Genomic DNA, 18,605 nt, shown 5'->3' with positions numbered 1-18,605 from the left:
AGTTGGCTTCCAACGATCTCGGAGCCTGTTCCCCCATTCGAGTCAGCTTCGACGGCACCGAGGAAACACGACCGTGCTAGTTCTCGACGTCGCGCAGAACAGTCTTTCCGGGTTCGATCCCGACGCCGCTTCCGACTTTCACCCCGGCGTTGAGGCTCACGTTGATCCCCGTCTTCACTTCGTCGCCCAGCACCACGCCCAGTTTCCGCCGCCCCGTATCGACGCGCTCGCCTTTCACCGTCATCTGCACCGACGCGTCGTCGTGGCGCAGATTGGCGACTTTCGTCCCCGCGCCCAGGTTCACGTCGCGGCCGAGCAGGGAATCGCCGACGTACGACAGGTGCGGCACCGCCGCATCCGACATCAGAATGGAGTTTTTCACCTCGACGCCGTGGCCGACGTGCACGTCCGGTCCGATCGCCGTCGCCCCGCGGACGTAGGCGTTCGGCCCGATCTCAGCACCCGATTTCACGATGACCGGTCCTTCGATCACGACCCCCTCTCGAACGGTCGCACCCTCCTCGACGACGACATCGCCCTCCAGTTTCGCTCCGTCTGCGACGTCTCCCTGGACGTCGCGACCGATATCCGCGAGCACGCGTTCGTTCGCCGACAGCAACTCCCAGGGGCGGCCGACGTCGAGCCACTGGCCGTCGTACTCGACGACCGAGATCTCGTGGCCGTCGTCGAGCAGCAGTTCGAGCGTCTCGGTGATCTCGAACTCGCCGCGCTCGCTTCTCGCCGTTCGTTCGATGTACTCGAACACCTCCGGTTCGAACGCGTAGCAGCCGACGTTCGCGAGGTTCGTCGGCGGGTCCGCGGGCTTCTCGACGATGGCTTCGAGCGAGCTATCGGCGTCGACCGAGACGACGCCGTATGACGTGGGATCCGAGACGGGCGTCGTCGCGATCGCGTGCCCACCGGCGTCGGCGAGCGCCGTCGGCAACGCGGGATCGACGAGGACGTCGCCGTTGAGGACGATGAATCGCTCGTCGACGACGGACTCAGCCTGCCCGATCGCGTGGGCGGTCCCGGCAGGCTCGCCCTGCTCGACGTACGTGATCGGCACGCCGCGGTACTCGTTGCCGAGCTGGTCGATCACGTCCGCGCCGCGGTAGCCGGTCACGACGACGAACTCGTCGACGACGTCGAGACACGCGTCGAAGACGTGTTCGAGCAGCGGCCGACCACCGGCGGGAAGCAGCGGCTTCGGTCGAAAGTCGGTCAGCGGTCGCATCCGCGTTCCCTGCCCGGCCGCGAGCACGACTCCGTACATACTGCCTCGGACGGAACACCGGTGTATAGTGGCTGTGGTCTTATTGTTATTGAGTGGATCCCGCGCGGAAGCAGATGGTCAAACGGTATGTTCTATCTCAAAAAAAAACCGTCTCTTCAATGAGTTCGATGCAGTCTTATGGATAATCTGAGGCTCGCTTCAGGCGCACCGAAAGCGTTGAATCATCCCTTCATCCACACCCCTCGTTTCGTCTGTTCTACGCACTCGGGGGTACACCGTCTGGCGCCAAGGAAGCCAATCTGCGAGCGCACTCATAGACACCCCTCATTTCGTCTGTTCTCTTCAGCCGGAAATTCCGTACTGCCATCAAGGTAGCCAATCTTCGAGTGCTCCTGCAGGCACCCCTCATTTCGTCTGTTTGTTGCATCTGGATCGTCTCTGTCTTTGACCGTATAAACGCCCCTTCTTGCGCAACAGATAAAACAAAAGAAACAGACGAAACAAAATAAATATATGTGACTTGCACATCTGCCGTAGTATGACTAAAGACCTCTTCCGTGATATGACGGAGACACTTTTTGAGGACAAATCGATTCTTTCGGAGGAGTACCGTCCTGACGTCATCGTTGAACGAGAAGAGGAGATAGATGCGTACCGGACTGCGCTAAAAGATATATTGTTCGGCCGAAATCCCTCCAACGTATTCGTGTACGGTAAAACAGGCGTTGGTAAAACTGCAGTCACAGAATATGTGCTGACTGCTCTCTCGGAAGAGGTCAAACGACGACCAGAGGCCGATGATCTTCACGTTATCTTTCATAATTGTAACGATGATACGGTCTATCGGACCGTGCGATCACTCATTCACGGAATCCGCGGTCCAGAAGGCGATTCGTTCCCTGAAACGGGGCTTTCGACATCACACGCGCTTGAGACGCTCTATGAGGAGATGAACAGACAAGGCGGTACATTTCTATTCGTCCTTGACGAAATCGATCACCTCTCCGACCCGGACTCGCTGTTATATGAACTCCCAAGAGCACGGGCAAATGGACATTTAGAAACTGCTCGCGTCGGCGTTGTGGGGATCAGCAACAACTACACATTTCGGTCTTCGCTCAGTCCGAAAGTCAAAGATACCCTGATGGAGAAAGAAATCGGCTTTTCACCATACGACGCCAATGAACTCCGATCGATTCTCACGAACCGCGCAGAGAAAGCTATCATCGAGGATGCCTATGAAGAGTCTGCGATCGCACGCTGTGCCGCGACAGCAGCAAAAGATACAGGAAGTGCTCGGCAAGCTATCGATCTCCTTCGTGAAGGTGGTGACGTCGCCGAGGAGAACGGTGCGGAGACAATTACTGACGAACACATCGAGATTGCGACCGAACGCGTTCGGCGCGGTCGTGTCCGTGATAAACTCCGTGATCAGACGATTCACGGGCAACTGATTTTGGAGGCCATCGCACACCTCGAAACGAATGGTCAGACTCGGGTCCGGTCAAAGGAGATCAAAGATGTTTACGAACGCGCCGCTGTCGGGTGGAATCACGAACCCTTGACGACTCTGAAAAGCCTGCAGAATCACCTCGGAGATTTAACGATGCTTGGATTTCTTGACCGGACAGAACAGAACAACGGTCGTGCCGGTGGCGCTCACTATCAATATGAGCTCACACTGGATCCGGAAATTGTCCTTGAAACGCGCGAATCGATCGAGACGACACCACCCTAACCAATTATAGAACAGACGAAACAAGGGGTGTGACCCAGCTCGCTGAACGCCGACCACATTGGTAGAGTAGAACAGACGAAACGAGGGGTGTGTCGCACGCAACTCTCCAGAACGAGTACGCAACGAGCTGTATCCACAGTAGCTGCGTGGTTTTGGCGCAGAAGACACGAAATGAACCCTGGCACAAGAACTACGCGCCTCGTTTCCGGAATCACTTTCACCCCTGCACGACCCACTCCGCACGATGGATTACGACGACGTCTGCGTCCTCGTGCCCACCTACAACGAGGCCGAGACGATCGGCCAGGTAGTTGAGGACTTCCGAGACGCGGGCTTCGACGACGTGCTCGTCGTCGACGGCGGCTCCGGCGACGACACCGACGAGATCGCCGAGGCGCACGGCGCGCGCGTCGTCTACCAGTCGGGCTCAGGTAAAGGACAGGCCGTTCGCGAGGGCGTCGAGAAGTACGTCGACCGCGAGTACGTGCTGATGCTCGACGGCGACGCGACCTATCGTGTCGAGGACGCCGACGCGATGCTCCGACCGCTCCTCGAGGGCGACGCCGAGCACGTCATCGGCGACCGCTTCGCGGATATGCGCGAGGGCGCGATGACGCGCTTCAACCAGATCGGCAACCGGATCATCAACCGCGGCTTCGCGACCGTCCACGGCGAGGACTTTCAGGACATCCTCTCGGGCTACCGCGCGTTCACGCGCGACTCGTTCCTGAGGATGACGCTCACCTCCGACGGGTTCGGCATCGAGACCGAGATGGCCGTCGAGTGCGCCAAACGGAAGATTCCGACGACGGTCGTTCCGATCACGTACCTCCCGCGGCCTTCCGGGTCGGATACGAACCTCCGGCCCGTCCGCGACGGCGGGATCATCTTCCTCGAACTCTACCGCCGCGCGAAGACCAACAATCCGCTCTTTTACTTCGGGAGTCTGGGCGTCATCTCTAGCCTCACCGGCTTCCTCGTCGCCGTCTACGTCGCGGTCGAGTGGATCACGCGGAACATCTCCCACGAGGTGCTCGCGGTCGTCGCCGCCTTCGGTATCATCGTCGGCGTCCAACTGTTGATGTTCGGCGTGCTTGCAGACCTGATTCTGACGCTCCACCGCGACACGCTGCGGAAGATCGAAGAAGAGACTGGCACCGAGTAGAGAGGTCACGGACGCATCGCAGTCCCAGCAAAGCGACCCGGTGCGGTTGTCGCCGCATTGCCGCGGGCGCTCGACGTATTGTACCGCGAGGCGAGCGACGCGAGCCGAGCGGATTTTTCCCTCCAGGTTTTTGCGCGGTGGGTTCCCGCAGCGGCGCGGAGCGCCGCGAGGAAACCCACCGTGGAAAAAGGTGGGTGTTAGAACGGAAGCAGCGCCCGCAACTGCGAGAAGATGCCGCCGCCTGACGCGCGGTACTCCTCCAGGACGGGATGCAGCGCGTCGAGGAGTTCGCGCTTGCTGTCGAACTGGCTCGTGCCGACGGAGGCCAACGCCTCCGAGAGTGCGACGGTGTTCCCGTTGGCGTCGTACGGAATCGCGGGATCGTTCAGCGCGCGCACGACCTCGTCTGCTGTGGCAGGAAAGGTGAGATCGGACTCCGAGAGATATGGAGTGAGCGCCGCGATGCCGAACTCCAGGGAATCGGGCTCGTCGTCGCCCTGCTGCGGTGGTCTGACAGCCATTGCGGGCTGGTACGGCTGCAGGGGTGGAAAAACCCCCGGCTCTCGGTCGAGCCCTCGGTCGACGGACCGCCGCAGCGCACGCACAGGAACTCCACACTGTTTAGTTCGGCCGACGCCTCGTCTTTCTCAGGACGATGACCGAGTACACCACCGTTTCGATCCCGAAGGACCTGGCCGAGCGCGTCGACGAAACCATCGAGGGGACCAGCTTTTCGAGCACGAGCGACCTCGTGCGCTTTCTCCTTCGAAGTATCGTCATTCAGTACCAGCGCGAGGGCGAACTCACCGAGGCGCAGTTCGAGGATATCGCAGAACAGCTCGCGGATCTGGGGTATCTCGATCGGTGACTATGTTTACCCAGTAGAGCCTTCTACTGAACTGTATGGCCACGTCAGTAAAGGTGGACGACGAGACCAAGTCCCGGCTTGAGCGGTTACAGGCCGAAATCCGACTGAAGGCGGGCAAACGGGTCACACAGCAGGAGATCCTTGCCCGCGTTGTTGAAGATGCGATCAGATCGAAAGACGACCTCGTCGATTCTTTCCGCAAAGAGCGCGTTCCGGTCTCCGAATCCGATCGGGAAGCCTTCCACGAGGGGATGATCTCGTCTGGGACAACGACGTCCGAAGCGGATCTCGACGATGTCCTCTACTGATCCTTTAGCCTCTATTCCGCGAGCGTCTCTCGCGGCGGTTCGACGTCGAGCACGTCGAGATCGAGTTCGCGGTCGTTGCGATCGAACGCCGCACACGACGCCTGGTCCCAAGGCGGCACTGCGACGACGAGTGCGGCGGCGAAGGTGTCCTCGCGGGTCGCCTCCAGCGGCCCCTGTGGATGCGAGACGAATCGCGCGCGGCCGCGGCCCGCGGGAGTACCGAGGTCGACCCCGAAGACGGCGGCGACAGACCCGCTCGCTTCTGGGAAGTAAAAGTGCGTCAACACCGGCGTCTCGTCGTCGAGCCCGAGATCCGTCTCGAAGTCGCCGGCCGGCGTCGACGCGAGCACGACGCTCACCGAGGCCGGTTCCTCTGCCTCTGCCATTTCGAGGAGCGCGTCGAGAAGCCCGCGAGTGATGTAGACCACGAGTGCTCAAACGGGAGCGTGGATGAAAACGGCGTCGGAGAATTTTGGAGGAAGTTTAGTGATCCTCGGTCTGAAGAAGTGAGATCCCTCTTTCGACGACTGCATCCGTGACGAATAGGCTCGTTTCCCGTTGTAAAGCGCGCATCAGATCCGCTGCCTCCTGTTTGGAAGATCTCCCGCGAGCGCAACCCAACGCAATCACACCGATCGAACCGTGGACTTCGACGTTCTCGTCTTCGGCGACGTTGCGGGCTTCGAGATCGTCAGTCAAGAGTACGGCATCACGTTCGATTGCGACGTTGAGAGCGGCTGTTTCACCGGGATCAAGACTATGATCTGCCTGAGTGAGACTCTGCCTCGCCCGTACAATCTCGTGCGCGATACTCGATAGCGTAGGTGGGTCATCTCCCACTTCTAGTTCATCGTATACCGTCTGAGGAATGAACAATTCGTCGACAGTCGAGAGCAAATCGAGAGCGTCCGCCTCCTCCAGGTGGATAAGTGGGCCAGTATCGGCGACTGCGACGATCACGCGTCGAGGCCCCACGTAACGTCGTCCTCAACCGCTTTCACCTCTCTTTCGGCCCGCTTGACGTGGTCACGACCGACGAGTTTGACCGCTCGCGCCCGATCAATCTCACCGTCTACATAGCGGGTCAAAACGAGGTCTGTCCACAGGTCTTCAACGCCGCGCTCGAGAGCCTGTTCGAGAATCTCGGATTCGGCGACGCCCCGGGCTTCGGCGAGCTCTTGGACTCGGTCGGTGATCTCTGCGGCCATATCTAATGACTGGCAGTACGCCAACTTAAACGTCTGTGGCGGCTGCGACAGATAGGAGGTCTGTGGCTGTTATCGCGAACGGACTGACGATCAAGACAGCAACTCTCGAAGCGCACGTCCGTACGCGCCCGGCAGATTTCGCCGGGCGTTGTCGAGCGCGTCCCGAAGCGCCCGCGCGGCGTCGGTCAGCACGCCTTCGCCGTGACCGACGAGGACGCGGTCGACGTCGAAGCCGCGGAGCGCGCGACGCGGCGGCGCGGGCCGAAGCATCGGATGCACGCCGAGTCGTTCGCCCGGAGCGCAGAAGTACGAGGCTGTCCCGACCGCTTCCGGCACGACGAGCGTCTTGTCCTCGCGGTGATAGAGCCCGACCTCCTGCCACGGCGGGACGCTGGTGTCGAGGATCGGAAACGCCTCGAAGCCCGAATCGCCGAGTTCCCGGTCGAAGCGCTCGATCGGCGCGTCGATCTCCTCGACGACGCCGGACATCCACTGCGGGACGTAGACGGGAGCGTCGTGGCGTGTCGCGAGCGCGGCCGCGTCGCGCTTGTGTCTGTCGAGGCCGACCACGACGCCGGATACGTCGCCGAACTCGGCCAGGAGCTCGTCCAGATCGGGGGCGTCGACGGGATCGACAACCCACACGCCACCGTCGTCGCCGACGAGTGCGTGGCTCGCGCGTTCCATCGTCTCCTCGGGATAGGCGATCCAGCCGACGCCCCGATCCCACCGGTCGATCTCGCGGTACTCGTTCGTCGCGCCGCCCTTCATCGGCATACTGGATAGTGCGCACGCGACGCGCATAAAGTTCCTCGCCGGTCGGGTCAGCTAGCGGCGGCTCGACCGGCCGAACAGGTCGACACAACGAGAGCCGGGACAGCTTTCAGGTGGTCCGCCGTACACGCCGACAGTATGTCTGATGGACGCTCGGGCGTCCCGTCGATGCGTCGCGTCCGGAACTCGATGTACGACGTCGTCCGCGAGGCGTTCATCTCCGGGCTCGCCGTCGTCGTCCCGCTGGTCATCACGATCGCGGTATTTCTGTTCCTGCTAAACACGGTCTATGGCTACGTCAGTCTCTTCTCGGACGCCATCGCGGCGCTCCCGATCGTCTCGCTCGTCCCGGCTGCGCTGGGCATCAGCCCCCAGACGCTCCTGGAAGCGACCGTCCCGGTCGCCGTCTTCGGGGCCGTTCTCGGCATCGGGCTCGTCGTGAACAGCTCTCGGTACGGGCAGCGCGCCGTCGAGTACTTCGACTACGTGATGGCACAGATCCCGGGCGTCGGGTCGGTGTACGAGAGTTTCCGGCGGATGAGCGACGTGATGCTCGAATCCGACGCGGAGAACTTCCGCGAGGTGAAACTCGTCGAGTTCCCGCACGAGGAGGCGTACACGCTCGGGTTCGTGACGACCGAGACGCCCGAGGTGTTACGAACGGCGGCCGACCACGAGGAGATGCTCACCCTGTTTCTGCCGCTCGCACCGAATCCGGTGATGGGTGGCCACCTGGTACACCTGCCCGAGAGCCGCGTGATGGACGTTGAGATGACTGTCGAGGATGGGATTCAGGCGATCGTCACGAGCGGCGTCGCGATGACGAGCCCCGACGACGACGGGCTCTCGCGTGAGGCGTTGGCCTCGCTGACCGATGCGGACCTCGGTGACGAGACGACGGCGAACAGGACGGAAACAAACGGCGACGCTTCGAATGCCCGCCACGACGAACACGAACGACTCGATCCGAAGCACGCCGAAACGCCGGCCGACCTGGCTCGGTTCCGAGATGGTCACAACACCCGCCCCCGAACTGACGACGAGGGCGAGGACAGGTAGCACCCCGACAGCGACGCTGGTACAGGCCTCTGGCTGACCGGGAGATACCGTTTGTCCGACCGGGAGACACTGCCTGGCCGACCGGGAGACACTGCCTGGCCGACCGGGAGACACAGTCCACAGGCGACCGGAAGATACCGGCTGACCGACCGGAAGACACAGGCCACGGGCGGCCGCGTACTCTATGTATGAGCTTCGAGCTTCGCGAACACACTGCCGACGTCGCGGTCGAAGCCACGGCGTCGGACCTGTCGGCGCTCTTCGGGGCTGTCGCCGACGGCCTCGCCGCGGCGAGTTGCGACGATATTCCGCCCGCCCGCACGGACGAGGCGGCCGAAGGCGCCGATCGAACCGAAGACAGCGGCCGGACGTTCGAGGTATCAGTCAGTGCGGAGAACCGCGAGGCGCTTCTGTTCGACTACCTCGACGAACTCATCTACGAGCGCGACGTTCGGAGTGTCCTCCCGGTCGACAATCGGGTACAGATCGACCGTCTCGATGCCGACGCTGACACGGGTGATGCCGAGTCGGCGTGGGAACTAACCGCTACCTACCGCGGCGTCCCGCTCGCGGACATCGACGCCCGCGAGGTGAAGGCCGTCACGTACTCGGAAATGCGCGTCGAGCAGACCGAGAATGGCTGGGTCGCGTATGTCGTGTTCGATGTGTAAGGCGGCGTATAGGATACGCATAGACCGGTAGGGAGACCCGAATTCCGCACTCGGAAGTGGTTTGTGTCACCCGGTACGACGTGCCTACGAGATGACCACCCGCGCAGCGCGTCTCGGCTGTGCTCTCATCGTCGCCGTCGCGCTCGTCGTCGGTGCTGGCGCGACAGCCCCGAGCGCGTCCGCTCAATCAGTCAACCAGATCGCCGGGTCGGAGCTGGCGCCGGACGACGTCTCGATGCGCATCGACCTCCGTGCGAACGGCTCAGCCGCGTGGACGGTCGAGTATCGGGTCCGGCTGGACGACGAGAACACGACCGAGGCGTTCCGCTCGCTGCAGGAGGACATTCGCGCGAACGAGTCCCAGTACGCCGCGGAGTTCGGCCAGCGAATGGCGTCGACGGCCGCGACCGCCGAGGACGCGACCGGCCGGGAGATGAGCGTGCGAAACGTCTCGATCTCGGCGACGAGACAGCAGTTGCCTCAGGACTACGGCGTCGTCACCTACTCGTTCGTCTGGACGAACTTCGCCGTCGTCGAGGACGGCACGCTCCGCGCCGGCGACGCGCTCGCGGGGCTCTTCCTCGACAGCGAGACGTCGCTGCAGTTCACCTGGCCGGAGGGATACACTATCGAGACGGTCCAACCCCAGCCAGACGACACGCGACCGGACTCCCGGATCGCCGTCTGGAGTGGCCCGCTCGACTTCGGTCCGAACGAGCCCACGCTCGTCGTCACCGACCAGGCAACCGGGGCGGACAGTGGAACGACGACGACACCCGCAGGCAGTGAATCCGACGGTGGCAATTCCCTGCTGTTCGGGGCGGTCGCGTTCGTCGCGCTCGCGCTCGGCGCGGGCGGATGGATCGTCTACCGACGCCGATCGGTCCCTGACCGGCACGGAGGCGTCGGGGGCGCTGAACGCGAGCCAGCGAACGCAGCGGCCACAGCGACCCCCGAAAGCAGTGCGGCCGAGGCGAGTGACACGGGCAAGGGAACTGCTACAAGCGCCACGCAGACCGCGGCTGCGGCCGGTGCTGGCACGACTACCGGGGCCGAGACTGTCGACGACGAGAGCACCGAACAGGCGTCTACGGGCGACACCGCGGCCGCGGCAACATCGGACACGGAGACGACGAACCCCGATGCGAGCGGGGGTAGTGCGGACGACGCCGACGCCCCGGTCGACAGCGAGTCGACTACTGACGAGAGCGTCGACGAAACGGACGCACTGGACGACACAGCGGAAGAGGACACGGCAGCGGACGCGATGCCGTGGGAAGACGAACTGCTGAGCAACGAAGAGCGCGTCCTCGCGTTCATCGAACACGAGGGCGGGCGCGTCAAGCAGCAGGAAGTCGCCCAGACGCTGGATTGGACCGACGCGAAGACGAGTCAGGTCGTCCGCAAGATGCGCGATGAGGACGAACTCGACGGCTTCCGACTGGGCCGTGAGAACGTCCTCGTGCTCCCCGGCGAGGACCTAGGTCCCGATTCCGAGTAGCGCGGTAACGCGGCTGAACGGCTTGGGGTCTGCTTTCCTGCGGTGAACTACTTTGACGGTTGTCCCGAGGACCGGCTTCAGCTACTGCCGAGCGAGGCACGTATTCGGAAGTCCTATTACTTAGTAATATCACGCAATAATCTATGACGCAGACGCAGTTACAGCGTGCCCGCGACGGTGAACTCACGCCGGCGATGGAGCGCGTCGCCGAGCGCGAGAACCGCGATCCGGAGTTCGTCCGCCAGCAGGTCGCCGAGGGGCAGGCGGTCATCCCGAACAACGTCGCACACGACTCGCTCGATCCGATGATCATCGGCCGGGAGTTCGCTACGAAAGTCAACGCGAACATCGGCAACAGCGAGGAGACGAGCGACGTCGAAGGGGAACTCGAAAAGCTCCACACGGCCGTTCACTTCGGAGCCGACACGGTGATGGATCTCTCGACGGGGTCGAACCTGGACGGGATCCGGGAGACGAACGTCGAACACTCGCCGGTCCCGATCGGAACGGTTCCGATCTACGAAGCGGTCAAGCGGGCCGACGAGCCGGCCGACGTCACGCCCGACCTCCTCTTGGACGTCATCGAGAAGCAGGCGCGGCACGGCGTCGACTATATGACGGTCCACGCGGGCGTCCTGCTGGAACATCTCCCGCTCACCGACGGGCGCAAGACGGGGATCGTCTCCCGCGGCGGTTCGATCCTCGCACAGTGGATCGAAGAAAACGGGATGCAGAACCCGCTCTACACGCACTTCGAGGAAATCTGTGAGATCTTCGCCGACCACGACGTCACGTTCTCGCTCGGCGACGGGCTGCGACCGGGGTGTCTGGCGGACGCGAGCGACGAGGCGCAGTTCGCCGAACTGGAGACGCTCGGCGAACTCACGCGCACGGCGTGGGACCACGGCGTCCAGGTGATGGTCGAAGGGCCGGGACACGTCCCGATGGACGAGATCGCGGACAACGTCGAGCGCCAGCAGGCGGTCTGTGACGGCGCGCCGTTCTACGTCCTCGGTCCGCTCGTCACCGACGTCGCCCCCGGCTACGACCACATCACGAGCGCCATCGGCGCGACTGAGGCCGCCCGCGCGGGGGCCGCGATGCTGTGCTACGTCACGCCCAAGGAGCACCTCGGTCTCCCGGATCGCGAGGACGTTCGTGACGGCCTCGCGGCGTACCGGATCGCGGCACACGCAGCCGACGTCGCGGCCGACCACCCCGGCGCGCGCGACTGGGACGACGCGCTCTCGGAGGCGCGCTACGAGTTCGACTGGCGGCGGCAGTTCGAGCTCGCGCTCGATCCCGAGCGCGCTCGCTCGTACCACGATCAGACGCTGCCCGGTGACAACTACAAAGAGGCGCGCTTCTGCTCGATGTGCGGCGTCGAGTTCTGCTCGATGCGCATCGACCAGGACGCCCGCGACGCCGACGGGGAGATGTCGCGGATCGACACCGGAACCGACCTCGACGCCTCGGCGGCCGCAGAGACCAACCGCCCGCCGGTCGGGACCCACGACATAAGCGGCGTTCCCGACGAGATCGAGATCGGCGGCGTCACGTTCACGCGGGAGTCGTCGCACGCGGGCGACTGACTGGCGGGAAATCATATCTGACTTACACGTTCTGCGGGATAACGAGCCGTTAAAATCGCTCCTGAGCGACGCTCGCGCCGTCTTGCGAAAAATCCGGATTAAACGGATCAAAATGGGCGCAAGTATGTCGGAGGTATATGGCCGAGAGGACAGTATCGGAAACCGATGAGGTCAGTATCCGCGCTCCTCGTTGCATTCTTGGTCGTGACTGCGGGCGCTCCGATCGGCGTCGCCGCGGCGGCGTCCGGTGGCACGTCGCTCTCGGCCGCGACAGCCACGGGAGCGGCGCAGGTGCAGGACGGCGGCGTCCAGGCGCAGACGACGGCGACGACCCCGGCGAACGGTACGGATACGAACGAAACTGCGACGCCGGACGGCGATAGCACGTCTACGGCAGACGACACCGCGTCCGAGTCGAACGGGTCGGGCGTCGCCCCCGGTGCGAAGCTGGCGGGCGTCGTCGCCGTCCAGGGTGCCGAGATCGACGGTGAGGTCGCCTCGCGCGCCTTCGGCCAGCGCGTCGCCGCGGCGGCGACGAACAACTCGAAGGCGGCGGTCGTCGCGGCCGAACTGAACACCAGTCAGGAACGGCTCGAAGCGCTCCGAACGCGACTCGCCGAGTTAGAGCAGGCCCGAGCGTCGGGGAACGTCTCCCAGGGCCGATACAACGCTCGTGCCGCGCAACTGACGGCCGAAATCAACGCCGTCGAGCGCCAACTCGAGCAGAGTAACGAGACCGCGTCGGCGCTGCCAAAACAGGTCCGCGAAGAAAACGGCATCAACACCTCGAACATCGAACGACTCCGGACCGAGGCGCGCAACCTCTCGGGCCCCGAAGTCGCCGCCGCCGCCCGTGAGATCGCCGGTGAGAACTCCGGCCGCGGACTAGGTGACGCCGAGGACGTGCCCGGTCTGAGCGGCGAGACGCCCGGACAAAGCGGCGATGTGCCTGGCTTGAGCGATGGCGACGCACCCGGACAGAGCGGCGACACTCCCGGCTTGGGCAACGGCGACGTGCCCGGACAGGGTGACGGCGCTGCAGACGAGCGAGGTGCGGACACAGATAACGAGACGGACGATCTCCCGGGGGACGCAGCAAACGCATCTGACCTGAAGAATACGACAAATGCCTCCGAAAACGCTCAGGAGGCCGCTGATATGGGAAATGGTGACGCCGGGCCGCCCGACGACCGTCCGGCAAACGTCACTGACGACGCGACCAACGACACGCAAGAGACAGACGCGAGACAGGACCGTCTCGGACAGGGAGACGAAAGCAGCGTGAACGATGGTTTCGGGAACGATACGCTGGGAGACAAACGGGGAAACGGTGACGGCGGTACCGAGTCCGGAGACGGGAACTCGACTGCCGACGCACCCGGAAACAGTGAGAACGCGCCGGGACAGTCCGGCGACGGTTCCGAAGACCGTGACGGCGCACCCGATAATAGCGGTGATGCGCCCGGTGAAAGCGGCGACGCCCCTGGACGGTCGGACTGATCGGATACGTCGGTCCCGACTTTCGAGTGAGACTTCTCTGCCGACTTCAATTCTGATACTGAGGGAGTAGGGTTATAGTCGTCCCGTCGCACCGCGCATACGATGGAGTACGTGTACCCGATTGTCGGGTTAGTCGCTGGGATGGCGCTCGTCGCAACCAGCGTCTTTACCGCCTTCATCTACACGCCGACGACGGCCTCGACGGTCGATACGACGATCACGGCTTTCACCGGCGTCACCCTCCAGATCGGTGATTTCCTCGCCGTGTCGTCGGCGACGGCCATCGTCTTCGATCTGCTCGCGACGCAGTTGGGCGTGCGGTATTCACTTGTGGTCCCGTTCGCGCTTGGGTACATCCTGACGCACGTGATCATCTACTACTCGTCGCTGCACATCACCGACGTGCAGAGCCAGCCGTTGGATCCGGACTTCAACATCAGAGAGAATCCGCTGCAACTCATCACCCTCTCGATACCGGGCGCGTTGATACTTCTACCGGCCGGAAACCGACGGCAGCGCAATAGGTAAAACGGCTCTTTGAGGCAAGGGCGCTTTTAGGTAGCCGTCCCCCGTAGTCGGAAGTGCCCCGGTTGGGCCGCCCGCGATTCGGTCCCCACCGACGCACCCTCCACGATCCACCTCGCCTCCACACCCCTCCCATTGGATCGATGGCCCGCCGACCGGGCATCCCCGCTGACGCATTCCCTCCTCACGGTCCCGCTGTACGACGCTTCGCCCCCCTGTGCTGCTCGCTGCCGTGCCAGGCCTGATACTGCCGTGCGCCTCACAACACCGCAGCGATCTGTTCTCGCGTCGACGCCAGGTCGCCGGAGTTGTCGATCCTCACGTGTGGGATCTCGATCGGCTCGTAGCGCTCCTTGAACTGGCGGTAGATCTCGACGTCGGCGTCGCTGGCGTCTTTCTCCCGTGCGGCGATCCGCGCCTCGACGACAGAGTCTGCACACTCGACGGCGACGACGTCGAGTGGGACGCCGACCGCGTTCGCAAGATCCACCGCGCGCGCCCGGTCCGCGCGCTTGCGGAACGTGCCGTCGAGAACGGCGACGCCGCCGTTAGTGATCGTTTCGCGCCCGCGTGCGAACACTTCATCGTAGACTGTTTCGCGTTCCGCAGCCGTGTACTCAGGATCGTCGAAGCAGTCCGTCCGAACGACGTCCGTGCGAACGAGTTGTCCGTCGAGTCGGTCCGTAATCTCGCGTGAGACGGCCGTCTTCCCGACCCCCGGCAGTCCCGTCACGACGATCAAGCGGCCCGTCACGATCGGTTCCCTCCCGCACAGACGCGCGCTGGAGGTCTGCGAGAAGCCGACTGCGACGCGGCTCGACGGTGAGCGGAGGAGACGCGACTCGACGGCAGGAGAGTGCGCAGAGTGGATCGGATCGACATCGGAACCAAAGAGAGAGCCAGGGGTGGGATTTGAACCCACGAAGTCTCGATTACAAGTCGAGTGCATGAACCGCCCATGCTCCCCTGGCGCAGGTCGACCTACTCAGTCCTCCTTTGAGTGTGTGTCGTTTTCGATGGACGCCGATTCGGGAGACACCTCGGAGTCATCACCCTCTGCGGTCCCGGCTGCGGACTCCCCGTCGAGGGGTTTCTCGAACTGGATCCGGTGGGGGACGTACCCCCGCTCGCGGTAGAACGCGCGGGCTCGGTCGTTGGCTGCCATCGCTTCGAGCGCGACGACTGTCGCGCCGCCGGCGTGCAACGCGGTTTCGGCCGCGGCCATCAGATCGCTCCCGACGCCTCGGTTCCGGAACTCGGGTCGGACGTAGACGTTGCGGACGACGCCTCGCGTCGCATCCTGTTCGTAGGAGCCGTGTTCGAGGCTGAACGTAACGAACCCGACGACGTCGTCGCCGCGTTTGGCGGCTCGGATTCCGCCCGTGACGACGTGTCGCGCGAGCGTGTCGCGGACGACGTCCCGGTTCGCCTCCGGCAGGATGTGCGAGTCGTAGGCGCGCTGATCGGACGCGAGTGCGAGCCACAGGTCGACCAGCGCATCCACGTCGGCCACCTCGGGGCGGCAGATCCGGATCGGGGGGACGTGGCCGTCGTCGTCTGCCGGGTCACCCTCTTCCGCGTCCGGCCCCGGATCTACGTCCGCCTCGTCGTCCGAATCGCCCATACCGGGCGTTCGGCGGACGGACGGATATATCGTCGGTCTCGCCGACTGGAGGCGCGACGAGGGCCTTTCGTCGAGGCTCCCCCGAGCGACGCACCTTTCTCTCCGGCGGTCCCACAGGCGTCCGATGGAACCGGTACGGAACGATCCGAAACTGGGGCCGCTGGTCGAAGCGCACGGCGACCTGTCGATCGGGACAGCCGACGACGAGTTCGAACGACTACTCGTCGCGATCGTGAACCAACAGCTCTCGGTCGACTCCGCGGCGGCGATCCGCGAGCGGCTGTTCGACCGCGTCGACGTGTCGCCTGCAGGTATCCTCGCCGCGGACGAATCCACCCTCCGCGACGCAGGCCTCTCCGGACAGAAGGTCGAGTACGTCCGCAACGTCGCCGAAGCGTTCCGGGAGCGGGACCTGACGCGGGCGGGGCTCTCAGACAAAAGCGACGAGGCGGTCATCGAGGCGCTGACCGATATCCGCGGGGTCGGCGTCTGGACCGCGAAGATGTACCTGGTCTTCGTGCTCGGGCGCCCCGACGTGTTCCCGGTCGAGGATCTCGGCGTCCGAAAGGGAATGGCGCACCTCTACGGCTACGACGAGGCGGATCGAGCGGGGATGCGCGAGCACGCCGAGCGGTGGCGGCCCTATCGGAGTTACGCGAGTCGGTATCTCTGGCGTGCCACCGACTGACGGTCTCGCGGCAAAAAGTAAACGCTTCTCAAGTTTGTTTTCCGAGTGAAGGAAACGTTGAAACACAGAGCCGCCCACGAACGGAGTATGGAGATCGACGACGTCAACACTATCACGGTTCTCGGCGCGGGCAGTATGGGCCACGGAATCGCCGAGGTGGCCGCCCTCGCGGGCTTCGAGGTCCGCCTCCGCGATATCGAAGCGGAATTCGTCCAGAACGGCTACGACCAGATCGAGTGGTCGCTCGGCAAACTCGTCGAACAGGGCCAGATCGAGCGCTCGGACGCCGACGCGACGCTCGATCGGATCTCGACACACGTCGACCTCGCGGAGGCGGCCGCCGACGCCGACGTCGTCGTCGAGGCAGTCCCCGAGAAGATGGCGATCAAGCGTGACGTCTACGAGGACTTGGAGGCGGCGGCCCCGGATCGAACGATCTTCGCGACGAACACCTCCAGTCTCTCGATCACGGCGTTGGCGGACGTGACCGAGCGCCCCGAGCAGTTCTGCGGGATGCACTTTTTCAACCCACCCGTTCGGATGGAACTCGTCGAAGTCATCTCGGGGGCAGAGACGGCCGAGGAGACGCTCGATCTGATTTCGGATCTCGCTGTCGAGATGGGCAAGACGCCGGTCCGCGTCCGCAAAGACAGCCCGGGATTCATCGTCAACCGCGTGCTCGTTCCGCTGATGAACGAGGCGGCGTGGATCGTCGAATCCGGTGACGCGACGATCGAAGAAGTCGACTCGACGACGAAGTACGGTCTCGGCCTCCCGATGGGGAGCTTCGAACTCTCTGATCAGGTCGGGGTCGACGTCGGCTACCACGTCCTCGAATACCTCCACGAACAACTCGGCGACGCCTACCGTCCCTGCCCGATGCTCGAATCGAAAGTCGACGCCGGGGACCTCGGCAAGAAGACCGGCGCGGGCTTCTACGACTACGAGGACGGCGCGGGTGCGCAGGTCCCCTCCGATCAGATCCGCGACGATGTCGCCGATCGCCTGCTGGCGATGATCGCGAACGAGGTAGCCGCCCTCGTCGCCGACGACGTCGCCGACCCCGAGGCGATCGACACGGCGGTCAAACTCGGCGGGCGCTGGTCCGACGGCCCCGCGAAGATGGTCGACGAAGCCGGTCTCGACGAGTTGCTCGCGACGCTCGACGACCTCCACGAGGAGACGGGTGAGGAACGCTACGAAGCCGAACCGTACCTGCGGGAGCTCGCAGAGTCCGGGGAGGGCTTCCACGAAGCGGCCGGCGGGGGGAAAGCCGAGTCGGACGACGAAGACGGCGGCTACGACTACGAGGATATCACCGTCGAGATCGACGAGCGCGTCGGTCACGTGATGCTCGATCGACCGCACCGGATGAACACCGTCACCGACGACCTGCTCGTGGAACTCCGCGACGCCATCGACCGCTTCGAGGAGGACGACGACGTGCGGGCCGTTCTCCTCACCGGCACGGGCGACCGGGCGTTCTCCGCCGGCGCGGACATCCAGGCGATGGCCGGCGGCGTCGGCGACGTCAACCGCGTGGCCGAACTTTCGCGCCACGGGCAGGAGACGGCGGGTCGGCTCGAATCGTGCGAACTCCCGGTCGTCGCCGGCATCGACGGGCACTGTCTCGGCGGCGGGATGGAACTCGCGATGGGCGCAGACCTCCGCATCGCCTCCGAGCGCTCGGAGTTCGGCCAGCCCGAACACGACCTCGGGATCCTCCCCGGCTGGGGCGGCACCGTCCGCCTGCCGCGCATCGTCGGGATGGGTCGCGCGAAGGAGATCATCTTCACCGCCGACCGCTACGACGCAGAGACGATGGCAGACTACGGCTTCGTCAACGAGGTGACGCCGAACGACGAGTTCGACGAGCGCGCCTTCGAGTTGGCCAAGCGACTCGCTCGTGGTCCGCCGATCGCCCAGCGCTACACCAAGCGGGCGATGCACCGCGGCTGGGACGACGTCGACGCCGGCCTCGACGTCGAGGCGCAGTCGTTCGGCCTCGTCTTCGACACCGAGGATATGATGACCGGGATGGCGGCGTTTATGAGCGACGAAGAGCCCGAATTCGAGGGGAAGTGACGCCACCGCGGCGGGCGTGGACATCCGCCCCGGCTGGCGTGACCGCCCGCACCTGGTAGCGC

General features: G+C 64.0%; 20 protein-coding genes and 1 tRNA gene. 12 read left to right on the top strand and 9 right to left on the bottom strand.

What is annotated here, in order from left to right:
* Positions 1-76: 76 nt before the first annotated feature.
* Complete coding sequence (glmU, locus tag RBH22_RS11260) at positions 77-1,276, bottom strand: bifunctional sugar-1-phosphate nucleotidylyltransferase/acetyltransferase (RefSeq protein WP_306677520.1); 1,200 nt, start codon at positions 1,274-1,276, stop codon at positions 77-79.
* 499 nt (positions 1,277-1,775) lie between these two features.
* Here glmU and RBH22_RS11255 point away from each other — a divergent pair, with 499 nt between their 5' ends.
* Together RBH22_RS11255 and aglJ are read left to right on the top strand one after the other, a co-directional pair.
* Positions 1,776-2,975 carry an orc1/cdc6 family replication initiation protein gene (locus RBH22_RS11255; protein ID WP_256545613.1) on the top strand — a complete coding sequence of 400 codons (1,200 nt, stop codon included), beginning with the start codon at positions 1,776-1,778 and terminating at the stop codon, positions 2,973-2,975.
* A 244-nt stretch (positions 2,976-3,219) separates the two neighbouring features.
* Positions 3,220-4,140, top strand: a complete 921-nt coding sequence (gene aglJ / locus RBH22_RS11250; RefSeq protein WP_306677519.1) for an S-layer glycoprotein N-glycosyltransferase AglJ — start codon at positions 3,220-3,222, stop codon at positions 4,138-4,140.
* A 197-nt stretch (positions 4,141-4,337) separates the two neighbouring features.
* Here aglJ and RBH22_RS11245 read toward each other — a convergent pair whose 3' ends face one another.
* Positions 4,338-4,661, bottom strand: coding sequence for a hypothetical protein (locus RBH22_RS11245; RefSeq protein ID WP_121569513.1), 324 nt, complete (start codon positions 4,659-4,661; stop codon positions 4,338-4,340).
* Positions 4,662-4,795: 134 nt separating this feature from the next.
* On the opposite strand from RBH22_RS11245, the gene RBH22_RS11240 reads away from it, so the two are divergent.
* Both RBH22_RS11240 and RBH22_RS11235 read left to right on the top strand, forming a co-directional pair.
* Positions 4,796-5,008, top strand: coding sequence for a ribbon-helix-helix domain-containing protein (locus RBH22_RS11240; protein ID WP_049985763.1), 213 nt, complete (start codon positions 4,796-4,798; stop codon positions 5,006-5,008).
* A gap of 35 nt (positions 5,009-5,043) precedes the next feature.
* Entirely contained in the window at positions 5,044-5,316 is a 273-nt protein-coding gene (locus RBH22_RS11235; RefSeq protein WP_306677518.1) for a hypothetical protein, read from the top strand.
* An 11-nt stretch (positions 5,317-5,327) separates the two neighbouring features.
* Here the strand turns inward: RBH22_RS11235 and RBH22_RS11230 are convergent, their stop codons facing one another.
* The 4 genes from RBH22_RS11230 to RBH22_RS11215 form a co-directional block, all read right to left on the bottom strand.
* Positions 5,328-5,744: a hypothetical protein gene (locus RBH22_RS11230; RefSeq protein WP_256289001.1), complete on the bottom strand. Its 417-nt coding sequence runs from the start codon at positions 5,742-5,744 to the stop codon at positions 5,328-5,330.
* A 55-nt stretch (positions 5,745-5,799) separates the two neighbouring features.
* Positions 5,800-6,276, bottom strand: a complete 477-nt coding sequence (locus tag RBH22_RS11225) for a nucleic acid-binding protein (RefSeq protein WP_306677517.1) — start codon at positions 6,274-6,276, stop codon at positions 5,800-5,802.
* Positions 6,273-6,524, bottom strand: a complete 252-nt coding sequence (locus tag RBH22_RS11220; protein WP_256545608.1) for a hypothetical protein — start codon at positions 6,522-6,524, stop codon at positions 6,273-6,275. Before RBH22_RS11220 ends, RBH22_RS11225 begins: the two co-directional genes overlap by 4 nt.
* Positions 6,525-6,614: 90 nt before the next feature.
* Positions 6,615-7,301, bottom strand: a complete 687-nt coding sequence (locus tag RBH22_RS11215; RefSeq protein ID WP_256545607.1) for a DUF4336 domain-containing protein — start codon at positions 7,299-7,301, stop codon at positions 6,615-6,617.
* A 135-nt stretch (positions 7,302-7,436) separates the two neighbouring features.
* On the opposite strand from RBH22_RS11215, the gene RBH22_RS11210 reads away from it, so the two are divergent.
* The 6 genes from RBH22_RS11210 to RBH22_RS11185 all read left to right on the top strand — a co-directional run bounded on the left by RBH22_RS11210 (position 7,437) and on the right by RBH22_RS11185 (position 14,149).
* A complete protein-coding gene (locus tag RBH22_RS11210; RefSeq protein ID WP_306677516.1) occupies positions 7,437-8,357 on the top strand; it encodes a DUF502 domain-containing protein in 921 nt (306 codons plus the stop codon).
* A gap of 188 nt (positions 8,358-8,545) precedes the next feature.
* The gene (locus RBH22_RS11205) at positions 8,546-9,028 is read left to right on the top strand and encodes an archease (protein ID WP_256545605.1); all 483 of its coding nucleotides are present in this window, start codon (positions 8,546-8,548) and stop codon (positions 9,026-9,028) included.
* A gap of 91 nt (positions 9,029-9,119) precedes the next feature.
* On the top strand, positions 9,120-10,529 hold the full coding sequence (locus tag RBH22_RS11200) for a hypothetical protein (protein ID WP_306677515.1): 1,410 nt from the start codon (positions 9,120-9,122) through the stop codon (positions 10,527-10,529).
* Between the two features lie 143 nt (positions 10,530-10,672).
* On the top strand, positions 10,673-12,121 hold the full coding sequence (gene thiC, locus RBH22_RS11195) for a phosphomethylpyrimidine synthase ThiC (protein ID WP_306677514.1): 1,449 nt from the start codon (positions 10,673-10,675) through the stop codon (positions 12,119-12,121).
* A gap of 165 nt (positions 12,122-12,286) precedes the next feature.
* The gene (locus tag RBH22_RS11190; RefSeq protein ID WP_306677513.1) at positions 12,287-13,621 is read left to right on the top strand and encodes a hypothetical protein; all 1,335 of its coding nucleotides are present in this window, start codon (positions 12,287-12,289) and stop codon (positions 13,619-13,621) included.
* A gap of 102 nt (positions 13,622-13,723) precedes the next feature.
* Complete coding sequence (locus tag RBH22_RS11185) at positions 13,724-14,149, top strand: hypothetical protein (RefSeq protein WP_256288992.1); 426 nt, start codon at positions 13,724-13,726, stop codon at positions 14,147-14,149.
* Between the two features lie 256 nt (positions 14,150-14,405).
* Here RBH22_RS11185 and RBH22_RS11180 read toward each other — a convergent pair whose 3' ends face one another.
* The 3 genes from RBH22_RS11180 to RBH22_RS11170 all read right to left on the bottom strand — a co-directional run bounded on the left by RBH22_RS11180 (position 14,406) and on the right by RBH22_RS11170 (position 15,770).
* On the bottom strand, positions 14,406-14,900 hold the full coding sequence (locus tag RBH22_RS11180) for an AAA family ATPase (RefSeq protein WP_306677512.1): 495 nt from the start codon (positions 14,898-14,900) through the stop codon (positions 14,406-14,408).
* Between the two features lie 143 nt (positions 14,901-15,043).
* A tRNA-Thr gene (locus RBH22_RS11175) sits at positions 15,044-15,117 on the bottom strand.
* Positions 15,118-15,131: 14 nt separating this feature from the next.
* The gene (locus tag RBH22_RS11170) at positions 15,132-15,770 is read right to left on the bottom strand and encodes a GNAT family N-acetyltransferase (protein WP_306677511.1); all 639 of its coding nucleotides are present in this window, start codon (positions 15,768-15,770) and stop codon (positions 15,132-15,134) included.
* Between the two features lie 124 nt (positions 15,771-15,894).
* Here RBH22_RS11170 and RBH22_RS11165 point away from each other — a divergent pair, with 124 nt between their 5' ends.
* Positions 15,895-16,458: a DNA-3-methyladenine glycosylase gene (locus tag RBH22_RS11165; RefSeq protein ID WP_256288989.1), complete on the top strand. Its 564-nt coding sequence runs from the start codon at positions 15,895-15,897 to the stop codon at positions 16,456-16,458.
* Between the two features lie 87 nt (positions 16,459-16,545).
* Entirely contained in the window at positions 16,546-18,543 is a 1,998-nt protein-coding gene (locus RBH22_RS11160; protein WP_256288988.1) for a 3-hydroxyacyl-CoA dehydrogenase/enoyl-CoA hydratase family protein, read from the top strand.
* The last annotated feature ends 62 nt before the right edge of the window (positions 18,544-18,605 follow it).

This window comes from Halobellus sp. H-GB7, assembly GCF_030848585.1.
In the GTDB taxonomy this organism is placed as follows: domain Archaea; phylum Halobacteriota; class Halobacteria; order Halobacteriales; family Haloferacaceae; genus Haloquadratum; species Haloquadratum inordinatus.
Note: the sequence above shows the minus strand (reverse complement) of the source record. Positions and strands in the feature narration are given on the sequence as shown.

Coding starts and splice junctions, on each gene's coding strand:
- glmU (WP_306677520.1), bottom strand. CDS start 1,276: ATGTACGGAGTCGTGCTCGCGGCCGGGCAGGGAACGCGGATGCGACCG.
- RBH22_RS11255 (WP_256545613.1), top strand. CDS start 1,776: ATGACTAAAGACCTCTTCCGTGATATGACGGAGACACTTTTTGAGGAC.
- aglJ (WP_306677519.1), top strand. CDS start 3,220: ATGGATTACGACGACGTCTGCGTCCTCGTGCCCACCTACAACGAGGCC.
- RBH22_RS11245 (WP_121569513.1), bottom strand. CDS start 4,661: ATGGCTGTCAGACCACCGCAGCAGGGCGACGACGAGCCCGATTCCCTG.
- RBH22_RS11240 (WP_049985763.1), top strand. CDS start 4,796: ATGACCGAGTACACCACCGTTTCGATCCCGAAGGACCTGGCCGAGCGC.
- RBH22_RS11235 (WP_306677518.1), top strand. CDS start 5,044: ATGGCCACGTCAGTAAAGGTGGACGACGAGACCAAGTCCCGGCTTGAG.
- RBH22_RS11220 (WP_256545608.1), bottom strand. CDS start 6,524: ATGGCCGCAGAGATCACCGACCGAGTCCAAGAGCTCGCCGAAGCCCGG.
- RBH22_RS11215 (WP_256545607.1), bottom strand. CDS start 7,301: ATGCCGATGAAGGGCGGCGCGACGAACGAGTACCGCGAGATCGACCGG.
- RBH22_RS11210 (WP_306677516.1), top strand. CDS start 7,437: ATGTCTGATGGACGCTCGGGCGTCCCGTCGATGCGTCGCGTCCGGAAC.
- RBH22_RS11205 (WP_256545605.1), top strand. CDS start 8,546: ATGAGCTTCGAGCTTCGCGAACACACTGCCGACGTCGCGGTCGAAGCC.
- RBH22_RS11200 (WP_306677515.1), top strand. CDS start 9,120: ATGACCACCCGCGCAGCGCGTCTCGGCTGTGCTCTCATCGTCGCCGTC.
- thiC (WP_306677514.1), top strand. CDS start 10,673: ATGACGCAGACGCAGTTACAGCGTGCCCGCGACGGTGAACTCACGCCG.
- RBH22_RS11190 (WP_306677513.1), top strand. CDS start 12,287: ATGAGGTCAGTATCCGCGCTCCTCGTTGCATTCTTGGTCGTGACTGCG.
- RBH22_RS11185 (WP_256288992.1), top strand. CDS start 13,724: ATGGAGTACGTGTACCCGATTGTCGGGTTAGTCGCTGGGATGGCGCTC.
- RBH22_RS11170 (WP_306677511.1), bottom strand. CDS start 15,770: ATGGGCGATTCGGACGACGAGGCGGACGTAGATCCGGGGCCGGACGCG.
- RBH22_RS11165 (WP_256288989.1), top strand. CDS start 15,895: ATGGAACCGGTACGGAACGATCCGAAACTGGGGCCGCTGGTCGAAGCG.
- RBH22_RS11160 (WP_256288988.1), top strand. CDS start 16,546: ATGGAGATCGACGACGTCAACACTATCACGGTTCTCGGCGCGGGCAGT.